The 1522-nt window shown below is 68.6% G+C and carries 1 protein-coding gene; it reads right to left on the bottom strand.

The annotated features are described in order from the left end of the window. Positions 1-18 precede the first annotated feature (18 nt). Positions 19-1332, bottom strand: a complete 1314-nt coding sequence (locus ABZ911_RS43130; RefSeq protein ID WP_358070518.1) for an IS701 family transposase — start codon at positions 1330-1332, stop codon at positions 19-21. Positions 1333-1522: the final 190 nt, after the last annotated feature.

Raw genomic sequence — 1522 nt, forward strand, 5'->3', positions numbered from 1 at the left:
TACGGCAGCCGCCATTCGTTAGCTGATCTGGGTGTATGCGGTGGCCAGGCGAGCGCGGCGGTGGAACCAGCGGGCTCGGGCTTGATGTCGGCGTCGCCAGGCCGACCAGTGGGCGGTGTGCTCCAGCGACGGTGTGCGGGTGGCGGTGGTGTTGACCAGGCGCTTGATCTCGGCGATCGTCAGCGGGATCATGCCGGGGTCCTCAGGTGGTCTCTGCTCGGCATGGGTGGGCGGCGGGGCCTGGGTGTCGGTGCGTCGCCGGGCGGCTGCGGCGCTCACCGCGCAGATGGCCAGGGCGGCCATGACCAGGACGGTGTGGCGCAAGATCGCCTCGTAGAGGCGGACCTGGGACTGGTCCAGGCCGAATAGGTCCTTGCCGAACTCGAAAGTCTCCTCGATAGGCCAGCGCAGCCCGGCGGCGGCCACGAGGCGGGGCAGGGTGGCGGGCTGGCCGTCGGGCACGTAGCAGTAGTGGAAGGCCAGTTCGCCGGTCTGACGATGCTTGCGGATCAGCAGGCAGTGCCTCGGATCGGCGGTGGCGATCCAGGCCCAGGCGTAGGTGCGCTCGCCTTTGGAGCCGTCCCCGGCTGAGCGGATGGTCCACTTACGCTTCTGCTTCAGGTGCCTGGCCACGGCTTGGTCGCAGGTCAGGCAGGTGCCGCCGCCGAGTGTGAGGGTGAAGGTGGCGCGCACGCGCAGCACGTAGGCCTGGCCGTGGGCTTCCAGGAAGCGGCGCAGCGTGGTGCACGCGCCGTACACCTCATCGCCGGCGACGAAGTCGGCGCGGATGTCGTCGGACCAGGCCTCGCTCAGCAGGGTGATGGCCAACTCGCCCTTGGTGGCGAAGGCCAGCTCAAGCGGCAGACCCGTGGTGATGGCCGTGACCGGGTCGCCGATCTGCTCGGCGGGGATCCACTGCCTGGAGCCGATCAGCGCGTGCCCGGCATCGGCGCGGACGTAGGCCAGGTGGACGGTGTTGATGCCGTTGTCGATGCCGCCCGCGCAGCCCATGTGCTGGCGCTTGACGCCCGCCGTGGCGGTGCCCTTCTTCTCCTGCCCGGACTCATCCAGCGCCGCCACGGTCAGGCTGCCGGGGCGGGCGGCATCGTCCAGTCGGGCGGTGGCGAAGCGGCGGACGACGCTCATCGCGCCCAGGGTGTCCCAGCGGGCTCGGTTCAACAGCCGCTGGGTGGCATCGGGACTGCGGTCACCCACCCACTCCGCGATCGTCCACCCGTTGCGTTTGGGCAGGTCAGACATCACCGCTCGGACGTATTTCGCGGCTTGCCGCCGCGGCTCGATGCGCGTGAACATCGGCGCTAACGCCGTCATCAGTTCCTCGGTGTTCCGCTGGGCACGGCGGGCCTCTACGATGAGCGCGGCAGCCGCTCTCGATCTTGTTCTTCTCACACAGACATGATCATGAGCGGCTGTTCTCGTTGGATCGGATTCCGATCACAGGATCACATCGACCTGCTGCGAATCTGGCCTGGTCATCCAGCAAATGGCGGCTGCCGTACTA

Source organism: Nonomuraea sp. NPDC046570, from assembly GCF_040645915.1.
Classification (GTDB): domain Bacteria; phylum Actinomycetota; class Actinomycetes; order Streptosporangiales; family Streptosporangiaceae; genus Nonomuraea.

Excerpts from the sequence above, each read along its gene's own strand:
- ABZ911_RS43130 (WP_358070518.1), bottom strand. The coding sequence starts at position 1,332 with ATGACGGCGTTAGCGCCGATGTTCACGCGCATCGAGCCGCGGCGGCAA.